Here is a 15811-nt window from a genome sequence, read left to right as displayed (position 1 = left end):
AATGCCTTCTGCACCAAAGTCCAACGGCGTCAGAACTTGACGGCGGGCACAGCGCGATCCGCCTCGTCGGTGATCTCGAAATACTCGCGCTTCGAGAAGCCGAACTGGCCGGCAACGAGATTGGACGGGAAGCTTTCCACCTTGACATTGAGGTCACGAGCCGCGCCGTTATAATAGCGTCGGGACATCTGGATTTCGCTCTCGATGGTTTCGAGAGAGGCCTGCAGTTCGGAAAAGTTCTGGTTGGCCTTGAGATCCGGATAGGCCTCCGCCAGCGCGAAGAGCTTGCCTAGCGCCTGGGAAAGCAGGCCTTCGGTTTGCGCACGAGCAGCGACATCGCCGCTCGGGATGGATTGTGCCTGATTGCGGAGCGAAATCACTTCCTCAAGCGTGCTCTTCTCGTGCGCCGCGTAACCCTTCACCGTCTCAATGAGGTTCGGGATGAGATCGGCGCGGCGCTTCAGCTGCACGTCTATGCCGGACCAGGCCTCCTCGGCCATCTGCCGGCTTTTTACCAAGCTGTTATAGAGGAAGACCAGATAGAGGCCGACGACGACGATAATGCCGAGCAGGATATACATGCGCGAATCCCCCTGAGACCGGAAGTCTACGCCGGACACTAGGCATAAATCGTCGGTTGCGTCAAATTTCCAATGGGTTAGGCGGCTTCCCTGCCGAAGTTGATGCCGCCCGCATCCGTCAGCAGGAAGGCTTCGCCGCAGGCCTTGGCGAGCGTGCGCACCCGCAGGATATAGCTCTGGCGCTCGGTGACGGAAATCACGCCGCGGGCATCGAGCAGGTTGAAGACGTGGCTTGCCTTGATGCACTGGTCATAGGCCGGGAAGACGCATTTGTGCAGCATCTGATTGGCGCTGGCGCCTGGGGCACCTGCAGCGAGAAGCGCCTGGCACTCCTTCTCGGCATCAATGAAATGCCGGTGCAGCATGGCGGTGTCGGCAAATTCGAAGTTGTGCCGGGAATATTCCTGCTCGGCCTGCAGGAAGACGTCGCCATAGGAGATCTTCTCCTCGCCCTCGCGACCGTTGAAGTTCAGGTCGTAGACGTTGTCGACGCCCTGAACATACATGGCAAGCCGCTCGAGACCGTAGGTCAGCTCGCCGGCGACCGGCGAGCACTCGATGCCGCAGACCTGCTGGAAGTAGGTGAACTGCGAGACTTCCATACCGTCGCACCAGCATTCCCAGCCGAGGCCCCAAGCGCCGAGGGTTGGGCTTTCCCAATCGTCCTCCACGAAGCGGATGTCATGCAGCAGGGGATCAAGGCCGATCGCCTCCAGCGAGCCGAGATAGAGTTCCTGGAGATTGGATGGATTCGGTTTCAGGATGACCTGGTACTGATAATAGTGCTGCAGCCGGTTCGGGTTTTCGCCGTAACGTCCATCCGAGGGGCGGCGCGACGGCTGCACATAGGCCGCCTTCCAGGGCTTCGGCCCGAGCGCGCGAAGCGTGGTTGCCGGATGGAAGGTGCCGGCGCCGACCTCCATGTCATAGGGCTGCAGCACGGCGCAGCCCTTGTCCGCCCAATAATTGTGGAACGCGAGGATGAGCCCCTGGAAGGAGCGCTTCGGAGACATGTGGTCGGGCAGGTTCGTCATGAGTATGGCCGGATATGGTGATTTCGTCGCGGACGAGTGCCACGCATCAGGGGCGTGGGTCAAGGATTTATGCATTCGCGCATATTGCACTATGCCGCTGAATTTCGATCTATGGTAGGATCGGGCAATTTCCGGAGAACCGCGATGAACGTCAAAAACAACGTGACCCTATCGGAGCGATATCTGCATTATGCCGAGCAATTGGTCGAGAGCGGCCAGTTTCCTTCGGTCGAAAAGGTGCTGGAAGCCGGCATCGATACCCTGCGGCAGAGCGAGGAAACAACTGAGGCCCGTGACCCTCTCGCAGGCATGGCCGACGAAATCCGTCGACGGATGGAATTGCCCAGGGATCAGTGGATAGCGATGGACAAGGATAATCTCTTCGACCGTGTACGTGCACGGCTTGAAGAAAAGCACAAGGGTAACTGATGCCCGTCTATCGACTTGAGTATCATCCCGAGCCGAACAAGATCTAGTTGATATCCACAAATTCATTGAGGACTATAGCGGTAAAATCACAGCCGATCGGAAACTTGCAGAGATAGAAGTCCCACAGCGGAAAAAGCTGTCGTCTGCTTTACGGTGGATGACGAAACTCGCACGGTGTTCATCATCTGCGTCAGCTATGCAGGTTCGAATTGGGAGCATCGTGTTAAGGAGCGGGGCTAAAGCCTCATTCCTCGTCGCGCTTGACCCGGTATTCACCCGTCTTGGGGTCCTTCACCAGCGTGCCGATCGCACCCGTCTGGCGCTCCTTTTCCTGCTCCTTCGTACGCGCCGAAAGCCTCTCCGCGTCACGCACGAAGCGTTTGTAGAGCAGCCAGCCTCCGCCGATCAGGACCACCAGAAAAAGAAGTTGCGCCATCTACCCCCTCACTCGATATCAGAGCCCGTAACGGCTCCACAATGCCTTCTCTTCCAGGCTCGCGGCAAGGCCCGCCGTAGCGCCCGCGGCGATTTCGCCGGCATGGCCTTCGCCGAACACGACGCCCGGCACCTTGCGGCCGAAAAGGGTCCGCGCGCTACCGATCAATTCCAGCTTCGTATCCGCTCCGTAGCGGCGTTTCAACGTATCGCGCATCTCGCCTAGATTATCGACGAGACCCAGTTCCAGCCCGCGGGTACCAGTCCAGAACAGGCCGGAGAAGATTGTCGGATCATCCGCCAGCCGCCTGCCGCGGCGCGCCTTCACCATGTCGATGAAGACCGTGTGGATTTCGAGCTGCAGCGTCTTCAGGTATTCGATGTCGCCTTCCTTTTCCGGCTGGAAGGGATCGAGGATCACCTTGTTCTCGCCGGCGGTATAGACGCGACGCTCGACGCCGATCTTGCGCAGGAGTTCCGGAAAGCCGAAGCCGCCCGAAACCACGCCGATCGATCCGACTATGGAGGTCGGATCCGCAAATATCTCGTCACCGGCAAGCGCGATCATGTAGCCGCCGGATGCCGCGACATCTTCAACGAAGACGAGAACCTTCTTGTCCTTCTCCTCAGCCAGCGAACGGATGCGCTGAAAGATCAGGCGCGACTGGACCGGCGAACCGCCCGGCGAATTGATGGAGATCGCAACGACAGGCGCGTCCTTTCTGGCAAAGGCTTTTTCCAGAGCCGGCGCGGCGGTAGCGAGGTTCAGAACTGGGCGGAACTGCCCGCCACCGGTCATGATCGCGCCGTGAAGTCTCACAACGGGGATTGTCACGCCCTTCTTGCGAAACCGTTTCGGCATCAAACGCCGCAAAAAACCTGCCATTGTCCATCCTGTCCGACGCAAATCGTGAAACCGTGATGTATGTAAGCGGACCGCAAACGCAATGGTTGATCGGTGAAAATTCAGTGTTTTCAGCGTTTGCGGCGGGAATAGGCGGCGCGGCCGTTGTTGAGGTCGTCGGCCTCCTTCGTGAAGCCATGCCCCGTCTCACCGTGCAGGATGAGGGGTGCCCGGAATGCAAGCCGCGCGCGCGAACCCTTGATGGCGGTAACCAGTATCCGGGTGGCATCCTCGCCGGGACGCGGATGGACGGCCGTGATCTCCAGCCCGCCAAAACGCTTTCCGCAGGCGGCAATGATCTCGCCGATCGATTGCGGACGGGCGATCAGGGAAAGCTGCCCGCCGGGCTTCATGATCGCACCGGCGGTGCGAAGCCAGCTCTCGAACAGGCCTTCGCTCATCGCGTGGGCCTCCGCCTTGAGGGCGTCCGGCGTGCGCCGGTCCGCCGCGTCGTTGAACGGCGGATTCATGATGACGTGGTCGTAGATCTCGTCCTCCAGCCCCGCCGCCAGCCGCGCCTTGCCGGTCAAGGTCACGTCCGCCTCAATCACCCGCACCCGATCGGCAACTCTTTCGTTTTCGGGATAGGCGAGCGTCTTGCGGGCATAGTCGGCCATCAGCGGCGAGCGCTCGACGAGAAGCACTTTCGCGTGATCGAGGCGTGACGCAACGGCCAGTCCGGCAGCGCCGGCGCCTGCGCCGAGATCGGCGACGCTGATTTCTCCCTCCCCCTCGACGAGAGAAGCAAGCAGCATGGCGTCGACGCCCGAGCGATGCCCTTCCCCTTTCGGCTGGATCACATGGAAGCGGCCGCGATGAAAGGCATCGACCGTCTCCTTCATGCCTGGCCGTCCCTCAGTTCCGCCTCAAGTCCCGCGTCGATCAATATGCGGCGGGCCTGTTCCGCCCTCTCCTCATCAACCAGGAAGCGGCGCGGCAGGAGGCCGAGCGAGCCTTCGAGCACACTCATCGCCTGGTCGGCGATCAGGCAATGGATGCCCGCATCCTTCATGAGGCTTTCCGCAAACGACAGAAGCACGGCGTCATTCGTTCGGATCAATTCACGCATCCCTTGGGAAACCCCTCCAAAATTGGGCGAAAAAGCGATTTGGCCCTTGCCGCACCATGTTCCCCTTTCTATTGTCCTGCACAAGATTTGAACAGGAGTCCGATCGTTGGGCGTCGTGATACCGCTTGAAGAAGGCAAAAACAAACCGGCTTCCGTCAAGCCACTGGTGGATCTCACCAAAGCGGATATGGAACGGGTGAACCAGCTTATCCTGTCGAAGGCAGGTTCTGACGTGCAGATGATCCCAGAGGTCGCCAACCACCTGATCTCCTCCGGCGGCAAGCGGCTGCGGCCCATGCTGACGCTCGCGTCCGCGTCGCTCTTCGGCTATCGGGGCGATGGCCATGTGAAGCTCGCGACCAGCGTCGAATTCATGCACACGGCGACGCTGCTGCACGACGATGTCGTGGACGAAAGCGACCTGCGCCGCGGCAGATCCACCGCCCGCACCATATGGGGCAACCAGGCGAGCGTGCTGGTGGGCGATTTCCTGCTCGGCCAGGCCTTCCGGATGATGGTGGATGTCGGCTCGCTGGAAGCGCTCGACGTGCTCTCCACCGCCGCGGCGGTGATCGCCGAGGGCGAAGTTCTCCAGCTTTCCGTCGCCAAGAACATGGAGACGACGGAGGACGACTATCTCGCCGTCATCCGCGCCAAAACGGCGGCGCTTTTCGCCGCTGCAGCGGAAGTCGGCCCGATCATCGCAAACGCGGACAAGGCCGGCCGCGCCGCGTTCAAATCCTACGGCATGAATCTCGGACTTGCCTTCCAGCTCGTCGACGACGCGCTGGACTATGGCGGCAAGGCCGCCGATCTCGGTAAGAATGTCGGGGACGATTTCCGCGAGGGCAAGATCACGCTCCCTGTCATTCTCTCCTATCGCCGCGGCACGGAAGCCGAGCGCGCCTTCTGGCGCGAGGCGATCGAAAAGGGCGAAAGCAGCGATGAGAACCTGGAAAAGGCGCTCGGGCTGATCAACAAGTACGGGGCGCTCAGCGACACCATAAGCCGGGCGGAACATTACGGCACCATCGCGCGGGACGCGCTCGCGCCGCTGCCGGCCTCGCCGCTCAAGTCGGCGCTGATGGAGGTCATCGACTTCTCCATCCAGCGGGTCAACTAAGGCTGATGAGTTCTCCGGACGACAGAGCTGGAGACGACAATCATTTGCTCGAAGAGGCGCTGAACCGCATCGCCGACCTGATGTCGGCGTGCCGCGATCCCTGGTGCGTGTTCGGCGGAACCGCGATGCGGCTCCACGGATACCGGATGCCGACGCCAATTGCCGATATAGATGTCCTGATCTCCATTGCCGACGCGGATCGCCTTATCCGCCGGCATGGGTTTCCCAACGTGGCCGGCATCGGTACCGAACGTTTCCGCTCGCAAATCCTGTTGCGCCCGGATCTCGGAAAAATACCGGTGGAAATCATGGCCGGCTTCGATGCGCTCTCCGAGGGTAGCTGGCATCGGGTCGAGATTCAGCAGCGCCAGGAAACCACCTATCGCACGGCCAAAACCTTCATCGCCAGCCGCGAAGACCTTTTCACCATCTTCCGGCTTTGCGGACGGCCGAAGGACCTCAAACGGATGGCGCTGCTCGCTTCGTGATCGCCGCGACCGGAAACGAAGCCCGAGATTTCTTGCAGTCCGGTACCAAAAAAGCCATTCTATCGTGAATCAAGTGATGCGGGACGRCGAGCGCGAAATGTCGCGCCACCATCAGCGAAAGGCATATTCATGCGGCGGACCTCCAGCCTTCTTCTGCTTTCCAGCGCGGCCCTCGTCGCCGTTCTGTCCTTCGGCGTGGCGGCAAAGGCCGCCCCTTCCGAGGAAGCTCCCACGGCGAAGGAAATCGTGACATTCACTCCGGAGAACGTGCACTCGTTTTCCGGCGCATTTCTCGCCGCCCGCACCGCCGATGTCGATCATGACTATCCGACCGCAATCACCCTCTATCGCAAGGCGCTCGGCTTCGACCCTGCCAATCTCGAAATCCGCGAAAGGCTGATGATCGCGCTCTTTCTCAACGGCGAGTTCGAAGAGGGCCTCGAGGAAGCGGATGCCCTCAAGGACGACAAGGCCGTAGAGCGGATCACCACCATCGTACGGGGGCTCGACGCCATCCGCGACGGCAAGTTCAAGGAAGCGAAGGCGCTGCTCCCCTATGAGGGCCCCAACGATCTCGACCGGCTGACCCATGCGCTGATCACCGCATGGGCGGATGTCGGCGCCGGCAAGGGCAAGGCCGCGATGGCGAGCGTGCGCGCGCTCAAGGGCCCTGACTGGTTCAAGGTCTTCACCGATTATCACCTCGGCGCCATGGCGATCGTGGCGGGCGACAAGACCGCGGCCCGCAACCATCTCTCCGCGGCGATCACCAATCAGGAATCGGTCGCGACCGCCCCCGACACCTTCATGCGCGCCGTCATGGCGCTTGCCCGGCTCGAGGCCTCCGAAGGCAACAAGCAGAAGGCGCTCGACGCGATCTCGGTCGGCGACGGAATGATCAGCAGCTACGCGCCGCTGAAGGCGCTGCGCGAAAGCATCGAGAACGGCGAGAAGCCCGCTCAGCAGGTGACGGATGCAACCGACGGCGCAGCAGCCGTGCTCTTCTCGATCGGTGGAGCGCTGAACCGGCAGGGCGCGGAAGACATGGTCTCGCTCTACCTGAACATCTCCCACGCACTCGATCCGGACAGCGCCGATACGCTGATCCTGCTCGGCAGCATCGCGGAGAAGCTGGAAAAGCCGGAGCGTGCTATCGCCTTCTATCAGAAGGTGCCCGAGGGCTCGCCGATGCGGCGGATTTCCGAACTCCAGCTCGGCCTGACGCTCGCGCAGACCGGAAAGGTGGACGAGGCACGCAAGCATCTTCAAGAACTTATCGCCTCCGATACCACCGACATCCGCAGCTATCTCGCCTATGGCAGCGTGCTTTCCGATGCCAAGGACTATGCCGCCATGGCGGCAAACTACGACAAGGCCGTCGAGGTGATCGGCCCGGTGACCAAGCGTGGCGACTGGACGGTCTTCTTCCAGCGCGGCATCGCCTATGAGCGCCTGAAGAAGTGGGACCAGGCGGAGCCGAACTTCCGCAAGGCGCTGGAGCTCAACCCCGAGCAGCCGCAGGTTCTGAACTATCTCGGCTATTCGCTGGTTGACATGAACCACAATCTCGAAGAAGGCTTGGATATGATCCGCCGGGCGGTCGAGGCGCGGCCGGATGACGGCTACATCGTCGATTCGCTCGGCTGGGCCTATTACCGCATGGGCCGTTTCGATGAGGCGGTGACCGAACTGGAGCGAGCCATTCAGCTCCGCGCCGGTGATGCGACGATCAACGACCACCTGGGCGATGCCTACTGGCGCGTAGGGCGCAAGCTCGAAGCCGTCTATCAGTGGAACCGGGCGCTGATTTCCGAAGGCGAGGACGTCAACCGCGAGCAGATCAAGCAGAAGATCGCCGATGGCCTGCCGCCGATCGATCCCAATGCGACGACGGCCGATCGCAGCCCCGCTCCGGCGCCAGCACCTCCGGCCCCCCCTGCCCCGGCAAACCCGGACAAGAAATCCTGACGCATGCCTTCCGGCACGCATTCGACCAGCGCCGGCCGTGAAGCCGGCGCAACACTGTTCGAGCCGGCACCGGCCAAGATCAACCTTGCCCTGCACGTCGTGGGGCAACGCGCTGACGGCTATCACCTGCTGGAAAGCATCGTTACCTTTGCCAAGGCCTCCGACAGGCTCTCTTTCTCGCCTGCGGCAGATGATGATTTTTCGGTATCGGGGCGCTTCGGAGTCATGCTCTCCGGTGATCCTAAGCCCAATCTGGTTTTGGCTGCGCGCGACCGGCTGAGGCAGGCTGTCATCGCCGCCGGCGGCGAAGCACCGCCTGTCACGATCCATCTCGAAAAGAACCTGCCGATCGCGGCGGGTATCGGCGGCGGCTCGGCGGATGCGGCAGCCACCCTGCGCGGCCTCATGCGTCTCTGGAATGCCCACCTTCCCGAGACGGAACTTGCCGCGATCGCGCTTTCCCTCGGCGCGGACGTGCCCATGTGCCTTAAGGGCGCACCCTCAATGGCGCGGGGGATCGGCGAGGAGCTGACACCCCTTGCCTCTCTGCCATCCTTCGCGCTGGTGCTCGGTAATCCGCTTATCGGCGTCTCCACGCCCGACATATTCCGGTATCTCGCGCGGCGGGACAATCCGCCGATCGAGGCGCAGCCGGGCGATTGGCTCTCCTATCTCACAGGTCTTCGCAACGATCTCGAGCAGCCGGCAAAAACGCTGGTGCCGGAGATCGGCGAGCTTACAGCGATGATCGAAGCCGAGGGCGCGCTTCTCACCCGCATGTCCGGGTCGGGCGCTACCTGTTTCGGGATATTCTCCTCGATCGAAGCAGCCGAAATAGCAGCCGAAAACCTCGGACGCCGGAAGCCCGGCTGGTATTTCCAGGCGGCGGAGACCGTTGCAGGGAACGCCGCCTGAGCCGACGACGAAGGCGGCTATTCAGCCGGACTTAAGGTTTTCGTGCCGGGAAGAACCGGAACCGATTGCCAGCCCTCGCCGCTGAGGATCATGCAGCTCATGCCGTTCACATTGGTCACCAGCATCGTCCAGCTGCCACTTTCGCCGACATAGACCTCGATGATTGCCTTCTGGTTGATCAACCCGACTGCCGAAAGCTTTTCGGAGTAGTTTCTGGCCAGGAATTCGAYCATTTCGGAGTGGTCGGCGCAGCTATGGGCGACTTGCGATCCTGCTGTCTGGGGATATGCCAGCGCCGCCGCCAGCACGACGGCTGCGGTCGTCAGTCTGCGGATCATGCTGCGTTCCATGACGCATCTCCTTTCGCCGGATAACCCGGCGGAAGAGGAGCCTTCCGCTAACCTGTTCTGCCGTTACCCGGCATTTTCGCGGCCTGCCGCCAGAGGTTTTCTCAATGCGGCGGCGCAACCTGCATTATGAACCCGAATGCGTTCCATTTCCATGGAAATCAGCGGGAGCAGTCTTCGTTATCGAGCCGCCTTGGCCACCCAGGCCGGGATCATCTCGCTTGCGAGTTTCGATGCCCTCTGGCCACGCGCGAGAGCGACAAGATTCATGCCGGAACTGGCGAGCGCCACCGCCTGCCGTTTCGGCAGCAGGAAACCGTATTCGAGAGGCGGCTGTTTGCGGCCGATGYGGCGAAGAAAGGTCGGCCGGTAGCCGCGGGCGGGAGAAAAACGCGCCGGCAGCTTGTTGAGCGCTACATATTCGTGGACTTCGTCGATCCAACCCGCTTGCAGCCGCGCGCCAGGCTCCATCAGAAGCAGCCACTCGCCGCGCACCGAACCCAATATATCCTTGATGTCCCAATCACCATRGAAGCGGCAGCCGGCGGCATCGGCCACGTGGGAGGAACCGTCCCGCGAGYCGTGATCGAGCACGACCACATCGCTGACAAGCCCCTCCACCGCAGCGGGAACGAGGCCGGCAAGCGTCTGCGCCAGCTCCGATTCCTGGTCGCGGCATTCCATGATCACAGTCAGCATAGCCAAGACTTAACGCATCGCATCCCGGAATGCCAGAAAACCTTTCCCAATTTTGTTCTTGCAATGTTCTCGTTTTTGACCTAGGAATTTAATCATCACGAACGGGAGATTTTCCCGGCAGGAGTGTTCCATGAACGAGCTGTCCCAACTGCGGCAGGCTGCATTCGCGCCTGCCCATACGGCAGATATTGCCGATGCGCTGGTCAACTCTTCCGGCCTGCGCATCGAGATCGATCGCCGCCGTGGCCGAGGCGCGGGCCTCAATCCGAGTGGGCGCTTCGAGGAGGAGCGTCGCGAGGTATTCGACGACGGCTGGCAGACGATCGAGGAACTCGCTCCGTTCAAGACGGAAGTGCAGGTGGAGAAGCCGCGCACGGCGATCACCCGCAACGAATCTCCCGACCTTTCCTTCGACCGTTCCATCAATCCCTATCGCGGCTGCGAGCACGGCTGCATCTATTGCTTCGCCCGCCCGACCCACAGCTATATGGGGCTTTCGCCGGGGCTCGATTTCGAATCGAAGCTCTTCGTGAAGCCGGATGTACCGAAGCTGCTCGAGCGCGAGCTCAGCAAGCCGGATTACAAGGTGYGGGCGATCGCAATCGGCACCAATACCGATCCCTATCAGCCGATCGAGCGGGAATGGCGCATCATGCGGCAGATCCTCGAAGTGCTGCAGAAGGCCCATCATCCGGTCGCGATCGTCACGAAATCGGCGCTCATCACCCGCGATATCGACATTCTCTCGAACATGGCCTCCAAGGGGCTCGCCAAGGTCGGCATTTCGGTGACGACGCTGGACCGCAAGCTTGCCCGCACCATGGAGCCGCGTGCCTCGACCCCTCCCAAGCGCCTCGACGCCATCAAGGCACTGACCGATGCCGGTATTCCGACGGCGGTCATGGTGGCGCCCGTGATACCGGCGCTCAACGATCACGAGATCGAAAGGATTCTCGATGCCGGGCATGCGGCCGGCGCCACCGAGGCAAGCTACGTGCTGCTGCGCCTGCCGCTTGAAGTAAGCCCGCTCTTTCGGGACTGGCTGCTGCGCAGCTATCCGGACCGCTACCGGCATGTGATGTCTCTCGTTCGCTCGATGCGCGGCGGAAAGGATTACGATGCCGAATGGGGCAAGCGGATGAAGGGGGCCGGCCCTTATGCCTGGCAGATCGGACGCAGGTTCGAGATGGCGGCAAAGCGGCTTGGCCTCACCCGCCGTGGCCTGCCGCTTCGCGACGACCTCTTCGTCAGGCCGGATGGAGGCGGCATCCAGCTTTCGCTGCTCTGAACGGTAAGGCGCATTCGCCTGCGGAAACGCCCAGGCGATGCGTTTGAATTCTTCTTCGTGCATGCCCTCGGAAAAAAGTTCCCGCGCTTTCCGTGCATGCAACCCCTTTCGGCACGTCCCCGCCACCGTCCCGTGCCGAAATGCCCCCGGCCCACCGACGCCCCTCGGTGGATAGCGAAGCCGCAATCGCTTGCCGGGGCTTGCAGGAGATCGGGTCGGCGTGCGAGTCTCTGCCGCATGTTGACCCGCACGCCGCCCGATTCTCCGATGCTCTTCGAGGAAGTCCCTCTCGTTCCGGATTTCAGCCTGGAACTGGCGGCGCGGAAAGCCGGCCACTGGCCTGTCGCAGGTACCGACGAGGCTGGGCGCGGCCCGCTTGCAGGGCCGGTGGTGGCGGCTGCGGTCATCCTCGATCCCGACAACATTCCGGACGGACTGAACGATTCCAAACAGCTCACCGCCGCCCAGCGGGAGAACCTGTTCGAGGCAATCCTGGCAACCGCCGAGGTATCCATAGCGGCTTCCGGCCCCCGGCATATCGATGAGCGCAACATCCTGCGCGCGAGCCTTGACGCCATGCGCCGCGCTGTCGCCGGGCTTTCCGTCACGCCGGCCTATGTGCTCACCGACGGCCGCGACGTGCCGCTTGGGCTCTGCTGCCCCGGCAAGGCGGTGATCCGGGGAGATGCCCGCTCCGTCTCCATCGCCGCCGCATCGATCATCGCCAAGGTGACCCGCGACCGGATGATGACAAGGGCGCATCAGGTGTTCCCCGCCTATGGCTTTGCCAATCATGCCGGCTATGGAACGCCGCAGCACCGCGCCGGCATCGACACTCATGGTCCCTGCCTGCTCCACCGCATGAGTTTTCGCCCGCTCAAGAAGGATGGCGTTCTGGGGGAGGAGTAAAGTTATTGCCGTGGACGATTGGTCCGGCCCAGCCCAAGCGCTGAAACCTTCAAACTCGAAGCCTCCGGGGACAAGGATGAAAATCTTCTTTGACGTCGATGGGGTACTCATAGATGGCTGGCACGCAAACGGCGCATTGCGCAAGCCATGGGATGTCAACCTTCAGGCCGATCTGGGCGTCGACAAAGACGCATTCCAAAGCTATTTTTCGGCGCCCACGGTTCGCGAACCGGCTCACCAATGTTCGATTGCATTACCGGTCGCCGCGACTTGCGGGACGCCCTGGCCGATGTTCGCATTATCTTTGGAACGATCTCGGATTTTCCGGATACTTCGATCGTATGTTCTACAGCGCTCAAATCGGGCACCCAAAGAAAGATATCCGGTTCTTCGAAGCCATTAATCGCGCACTCGCAATTAGCTCGGAAGAACGGCCACTTTTCTTCGATGATCAGCCCGAGATTATTGAACTTGCCGGCAATAGCGGCTGGGATGGCGCCGTCTTTACCTCGCCAGACGATATCCAGCAGCATCCCCGGCTGAGGCATCTGTGGCATTAACGGCCGGCATCGAACTGACGGAGCAACGGTCTGCCCTGGATCCGACTGGTTGGATCTCATAAAAAAGCCGGGCAATGCCCGGCTTTTTTGAATTCCGTTTACGCCTTTCAGTTCAGGCGGGATTTCACCTGATCGATGGCGTCCTTGAAGAGCGAGTTCCGGGTGGAGGCATCGGCCTTCTTGGCAATGACGCTCTCGGCAGCAGCAACCGCCAGATCGACGGCGGCAGCGCGGACAGCGCCGATCGCTTCGGCTTCGGCCTGCTTGATCTTCTGCTCGGAAAGCGCGTTGCGGCGGGCGACGAATTCCTCCGTCTTCTGCCGCGCTTCCTCTGTCAGGAGGGCGGCCTCGCGCTCGGCTGCGGCAACGATATCGGCAGCCTCGGCTTCGGCTTCCTTGCGCTTGCGCTGATATTCGGCGAGCAGCGCCTGGGCTTCCTCGCGAAGACGCTTTGCTTCCGCCAGTTCGTTGCCGATGTTTGCGGCGCGCTCGTCGAGCGACTTTGCGATCATGCCCGGCACCTTCAGATAGATGATGAGCACGAAGAAGAGAATGAGGCCGACGAGGGCGTAGAATGTTGCATCGAACGCCATGGGATCAGGCCTTTCCGTTCGCTGCCGCGGCAACCGCGGTCTTGATGTCGTCGCCGCCGTCCTTGCCGATGAGCTGATCGACGATCGCCGTCGCGGTCTCTTCTGCAATGGCGCCGACCTGGGCGAAGGCCTTGGCCTTGATCTCGCCGATCCGGGTTTCGGCGGCGGAAAGCTTTTCGGCCAGTTCCGCCTCGATCGCGGCGCGATCGGCAGCGGCCTTGCTCTTGGCCGCTTCGCGCGCGGTTTCGGCAATGCCGTTGGCCTTGGAACGGGCGGCAGCAAGTTCCTTTTCATAGGTCTCGACCGCTGTATCGGCTTCCGATTTCAGGCGGGAGGCCTCGTCGAGATCCTGGGCGATCCGGTCATGGCGGTGTTCGAGAATACCACCGAGACGCGGAACGATGACCCGCTTCATCAGGAGATAGAAGAGGCCGAAGGTGATGACGAGCCAGAGAAGCTGCGAGGCAAAATGGGTCGAGTCGAAGGGCGGGAAAACGCCCGTTCCGTGCTCTTCGCCATGGGCGACGCCGGTCTCGGTATGCAATTCGCCGGCGGGGGCCGCATGCGTATCGCCCGCAGGCGCAGCATGAGTATCGCCGGCCGGCGCCGTTCCTGGCGCTGCAGGCGTTTCAGTGGCGGCCGGCGCAGTCTGCGCTAATGCCGGGGTCACGATCATCATCACCTCCAGGTGTATTCCAAATGCGAAGGATCACGGCGCGCTTCTTAAAGCGGCCGTGATCCCGATCCTGGCAAGCTCTTAGACTGCGAAGAGCAGGAGGAGAGCGATGAGCAGCGAGAAGATGCCCAGAGCTTCCGTAACGGCGAAGCCGAATACCAGGCGGCCGAACTGGCTGTCAGCGGCAGACGGGTTGCGCAGGGCGCCCGACAGGTAGTTGCCGAAGATGTTGCCAAGGCCGAGAGCCGTGCCGGCCATGCCAAAGCAAGCCAGACCCGCGCCGATGAACTTTGCTGCTTCCGCTTCCATGATGAACTCCTTCGAATGGGTGTTGCGGCTGATGACTGACGCCTCAGGACGCCAATGGGTAGTTATCCTTAGTGCCCGCCGGGGTGGACCGCGTCATTGAGGTACATGCAAGTCAGCACCGCAAAGACATAGGCCTGGAGGAAGGCGACGAGGAACTCGAGACCGGTCAGGGCGACCGTCATGATGAGAGGCAGGATGGCGCCGCCGATGCCGAGCGCGCCGAGGGCGCTGAGCGAGGTAACGAAGCCTGCGAAAACCTTGAGCGTGATGTGACCTGCCAGCATGTTCGCGAAAAGACGAACGGAGAGCGAGATCGGACGCGAGAGGAAGGAAATGATTTCGATGCCGACGACCAGCGGCAGCAGGACACCGGGAATGCCGCTCGGCACGAAGACCTTCAGGAAGTGAAGGCCATGCTTGTAGAAGCCGTAGACCAGAACCGTGCCGATCACCAGAACCGCGAGCGCAAAGGTGACGATGATCTGGCTGGTGACGGTGAAGAAATAGGGGAACATGCCGAGCATGTTGGCGGTCAGCACGAACATGAACAGCGTGAACACGAGCGGGAAGAACTTCATGCCGTGGCTGCCGGCGCCTTCGCGCAGCATCGAGGCGATGAACTCATAGGACATTTCAGCGACCGACTGCGCACGGCCGGGGATCAGCCCGCGCTGCGAGGTGGCGAAATAGAGGAAACCGGCCGCCGCAGCGACGGTCGCAACCATGAAAAGAGAAGCATTGGTGAAGGAAAAGTCGATGCCGCCGATCTCGATCGGAACGATCTTCTGGATCTGGAACTGATGGATCGGATCGTTAGCCACCGTCTACCTCTTTGCCTGCGCCGCCCACGACGGCTGACCTTTATATTACACCGGGAGACCTAGAGGCCGCCCGTTCCCGCCTTGTCCTTGTCGCCCCGCTTCTGAAAGGTCGGCGGCGGAGCCACCACCCCGACAGATCGGAGCACGTTCAACACGCCGGCACAGAAGCCGAGGAGAAGCAGAACGACCAACCCCCACGGCGACGTACCGGCGAAACGATCGAGCAGATATCCCAGAATAGCGCCGACCGCGATCGCGGAGATGAACTCGGAAGACAGCTTGAAGCCCAGGGCCATGCCCCTTCGGCTTTCCTCGGAACTCGCGTCCCTGGCCGCCTCTGCCGCGTCATCCGCACGCCTGCCCGCGAGTTCCGCCGACAAGCGCTTCCGGCGCTCTTCCAGACTATCGTCACGATCATCCGTCATTCGCGTCCTCCCGGGCGCAGATCCCTGGCGTAGCCGGTTCGTGAACCGTTCCGACTGCCAAAAACATGCCGCCACCGTGGATTTCGCGCCTTCCGGCCCGTTTTCAAGTCGCGCGCAACATAGTTTTGCCCGCCGGTATAGTCAAGGCATCCACACCGCTTCATTCAAGGTTAATTAACTTAAGAACATCAGAGGCTTAGCAGCGACACAACCGGATCAAGGTAAAACTGTCGCGGGA

At 61.6% G+C, this 15811-nt stretch carries 21 protein-coding genes; 7 read left to right on the top strand and 14 right to left on the bottom strand.

Translation table 11 applies throughout. The annotated features are described in order from the left end of the window. Window positions 1–29 precede the first annotated feature (29 nt). Window positions 30–581: a LemA family protein gene (locus LCM4573_RS25295; protein WP_071009363.1), complete on the bottom strand. Its 552-nt coding sequence runs from the start codon at window positions 579–581 to the stop codon at window positions 30–32. Window positions 582–658: 77 nt separating this feature from the next. After that, the gene (locus LCM4573_RS25290) at window positions 659–1615 is read right to left on the bottom strand and encodes a glycine--tRNA ligase subunit alpha (RefSeq protein ID WP_071009362.1); all 957 of its coding nucleotides are present in this window, start codon (window positions 1613–1615) and stop codon (window positions 659–661) included. A 144-nt stretch (window positions 1616–1759) separates the two neighbouring features. Between LCM4573_RS25290 and LCM4573_RS25285 the strand changes: the two genes are divergently transcribed. Then, on the top strand, window positions 1760–2044 hold the full coding sequence (locus LCM4573_RS25285) for a hypothetical protein (RefSeq protein WP_071009361.1): 285 nt from the start codon (window positions 1760–1762) through the stop codon (window positions 2042–2044). Window positions 2045–2288: 244 nt separating this feature from the next. Here the strand turns inward: LCM4573_RS25285 and LCM4573_RS25280 are convergent, their stop codons facing one another. From LCM4573_RS25280 to LCM4573_RS25265, 4 genes are all read right to left on the bottom strand, one after another. Then, on the bottom strand, window positions 2289–2480 hold the full coding sequence (locus LCM4573_RS25280) for a hypothetical protein (RefSeq protein ID WP_071009360.1): 192 nt from the start codon (window positions 2478–2480) through the stop codon (window positions 2289–2291). Between the two features lie 18 nt (window positions 2481–2498). Beyond that, window positions 2499–3365 (bottom strand): S49 family peptidase, encoded by an 867-nt coding sequence (locus tag LCM4573_RS25275; RefSeq protein WP_071009359.1) that lies wholly within the window; start codon window positions 3363–3365, stop codon window positions 2499–2501. 89 nt (window positions 3366–3454) lie between these two features. Further along, complete coding sequence (locus LCM4573_RS25270; RefSeq protein ID WP_071009358.1) at window positions 3455–4225, bottom strand: tRNA1(Val) (adenine(37)-N6)-methyltransferase; 771 nt, start codon at window positions 4223–4225, stop codon at window positions 3455–3457. Further along, the gene (locus LCM4573_RS25265) at window positions 4222–4452 is read right to left on the bottom strand and encodes a DUF2007 domain-containing protein (protein ID WP_071009357.1); all 231 of its coding nucleotides are present in this window, start codon (window positions 4450–4452) and stop codon (window positions 4222–4224) included. The genes LCM4573_RS25270 and LCM4573_RS25265 overlap by 4 nt, the downstream gene beginning before the upstream one ends. A 106-nt stretch (window positions 4453–4558) precedes the next feature. Here LCM4573_RS25265 and LCM4573_RS25260 point away from each other — a divergent pair, with 106 nt between their 5' ends. The 4 genes from LCM4573_RS25260 to LCM4573_RS25245 all read left to right on the top strand — a co-directional run bounded on the left by LCM4573_RS25260 (window position 4559) and on the right by LCM4573_RS25245 (window position 8946). Beyond that, the gene (locus LCM4573_RS25260) at window positions 4559–5575 is read left to right on the top strand and encodes a polyprenyl synthetase family protein (protein WP_071009356.1); all 1017 of its coding nucleotides are present in this window, start codon (window positions 4559–4561) and stop codon (window positions 5573–5575) included. A gap of 5 nt (window positions 5576–5580) precedes the next feature. After that, the gene (locus LCM4573_RS25255) at window positions 5581–6063 is read left to right on the top strand and encodes a hypothetical protein (protein ID WP_131819013.1); all 483 of its coding nucleotides are present in this window, start codon (window positions 5581–5583) and stop codon (window positions 6061–6063) included. Between the two features lie 129 nt (window positions 6064–6192). Further along, window positions 6193–8031 carry a tetratricopeptide repeat protein gene (locus tag LCM4573_RS25250; RefSeq protein ID WP_071009354.1) on the top strand — a complete coding sequence of 613 codons (1839 nt, stop codon included), beginning with the start codon at window positions 6193–6195 and terminating at the stop codon, window positions 8029–8031. Between the two features lie 3 nt (window positions 8032–8034). Continuing rightward, window positions 8035–8946, top strand: coding sequence for a 4-(cytidine 5'-diphospho)-2-C-methyl-D-erythritol kinase (locus LCM4573_RS25245; RefSeq protein WP_071009353.1), 912 nt, complete (start codon window positions 8035–8037; stop codon window positions 8944–8946). Between the two features lie 17 nt (window positions 8947–8963). Here the strand turns inward: LCM4573_RS25245 and LCM4573_RS25240 are convergent, their stop codons facing one another. Together LCM4573_RS25240 and LCM4573_RS25235 are read right to left on the bottom strand one after the other, a co-directional pair. Continuing rightward, window positions 8964–9296: a hypothetical protein gene (locus LCM4573_RS25240; RefSeq protein WP_071009352.1), complete on the bottom strand. Its 333-nt coding sequence runs from the start codon at window positions 9294–9296 to the stop codon at window positions 8964–8966. 177 nt (window positions 9297–9473) lie between these two features. Beyond that, window positions 9474–9992, bottom strand: a complete 519-nt coding sequence (locus LCM4573_RS25235; RefSeq protein ID WP_071009351.1) for a glycosyl transferase — start codon at window positions 9990–9992, stop codon at window positions 9474–9476. Between the two features lie 130 nt (window positions 9993–10122). Between LCM4573_RS25235 and LCM4573_RS25230 the strand changes: the two genes are divergently transcribed. Both LCM4573_RS25230 and LCM4573_RS25225 read left to right on the top strand, forming a co-directional pair. Next, window positions 10123–11280: a PA0069 family radical SAM protein gene (locus LCM4573_RS25230; RefSeq protein WP_071009350.1), complete on the top strand. Its 1158-nt coding sequence runs from the start codon at window positions 10123–10125 to the stop codon at window positions 11278–11280. A gap of 237 nt (window positions 11281–11517) precedes the next feature. Continuing rightward, window positions 11518–12189, top strand: a complete 672-nt coding sequence (locus LCM4573_RS25225) for a ribonuclease HII (RefSeq protein ID WP_071009349.1) — start codon at window positions 11518–11520, stop codon at window positions 12187–12189. A 155-nt stretch (window positions 12190–12344) separates the two neighbouring features. On the opposite strand, the gene LCM4573_RS28165 is transcribed toward LCM4573_RS25225, so the two are convergent. The 6 genes from LCM4573_RS28165 to LCM4573_RS25195 form a co-directional block, all read right to left on the bottom strand. Further along, complete coding sequence (locus LCM4573_RS28165; protein ID WP_157895536.1) at window positions 12345–12722, bottom strand: hypothetical protein; 378 nt, start codon at window positions 12720–12722, stop codon at window positions 12345–12347. Window positions 12723–12856: 134 nt separating this feature from the next. Further along, window positions 12857–13342 carry a F0F1 ATP synthase subunit B gene (locus LCM4573_RS25215; RefSeq protein ID WP_071009348.1) on the bottom strand — a complete coding sequence of 162 codons (486 nt, stop codon included), beginning with the start codon at window positions 13340–13342 and terminating at the stop codon, window positions 12857–12859. Between the two features lie 4 nt (window positions 13343–13346). After that, the gene (locus LCM4573_RS25210; RefSeq protein ID WP_071009347.1) at window positions 13347–14021 is read right to left on the bottom strand and encodes a F0F1 ATP synthase subunit B; all 675 of its coding nucleotides are present in this window, start codon (window positions 14019–14021) and stop codon (window positions 13347–13349) included. A 78-nt stretch (window positions 14022–14099) separates the two neighbouring features. Then, entirely contained in the window at window positions 14100–14327 is a 228-nt protein-coding gene (locus LCM4573_RS25205; RefSeq protein ID WP_046796018.1) for a F0F1 ATP synthase subunit C, read from the bottom strand. A gap of 68 nt (window positions 14328–14395) precedes the next feature. After that, window positions 14396–15148, bottom strand: coding sequence for a F0F1 ATP synthase subunit A (locus LCM4573_RS25200; protein ID WP_046796019.1), 753 nt, complete (start codon window positions 15146–15148; stop codon window positions 14396–14398). A gap of 59 nt (window positions 15149–15207) precedes the next feature. Further along, window positions 15208–15573: an AtpZ/AtpI family protein gene (locus LCM4573_RS25195; RefSeq protein WP_071009346.1), complete on the bottom strand. Its 366-nt coding sequence runs from the start codon at window positions 15571–15573 to the stop codon at window positions 15208–15210. Window positions 15574–15811: the final 238 nt, after the last annotated feature.

Source organism: Rhizobium sp. LCM 4573 (genome assembly GCF_001854865.1).
In the GTDB taxonomy this organism is placed as follows: Bacteria; Pseudomonadota; Alphaproteobacteria; order Rhizobiales; family Rhizobiaceae; genus Neorhizobium.
This window is presented reverse-complemented; position numbering and strand designations above follow the sequence as displayed.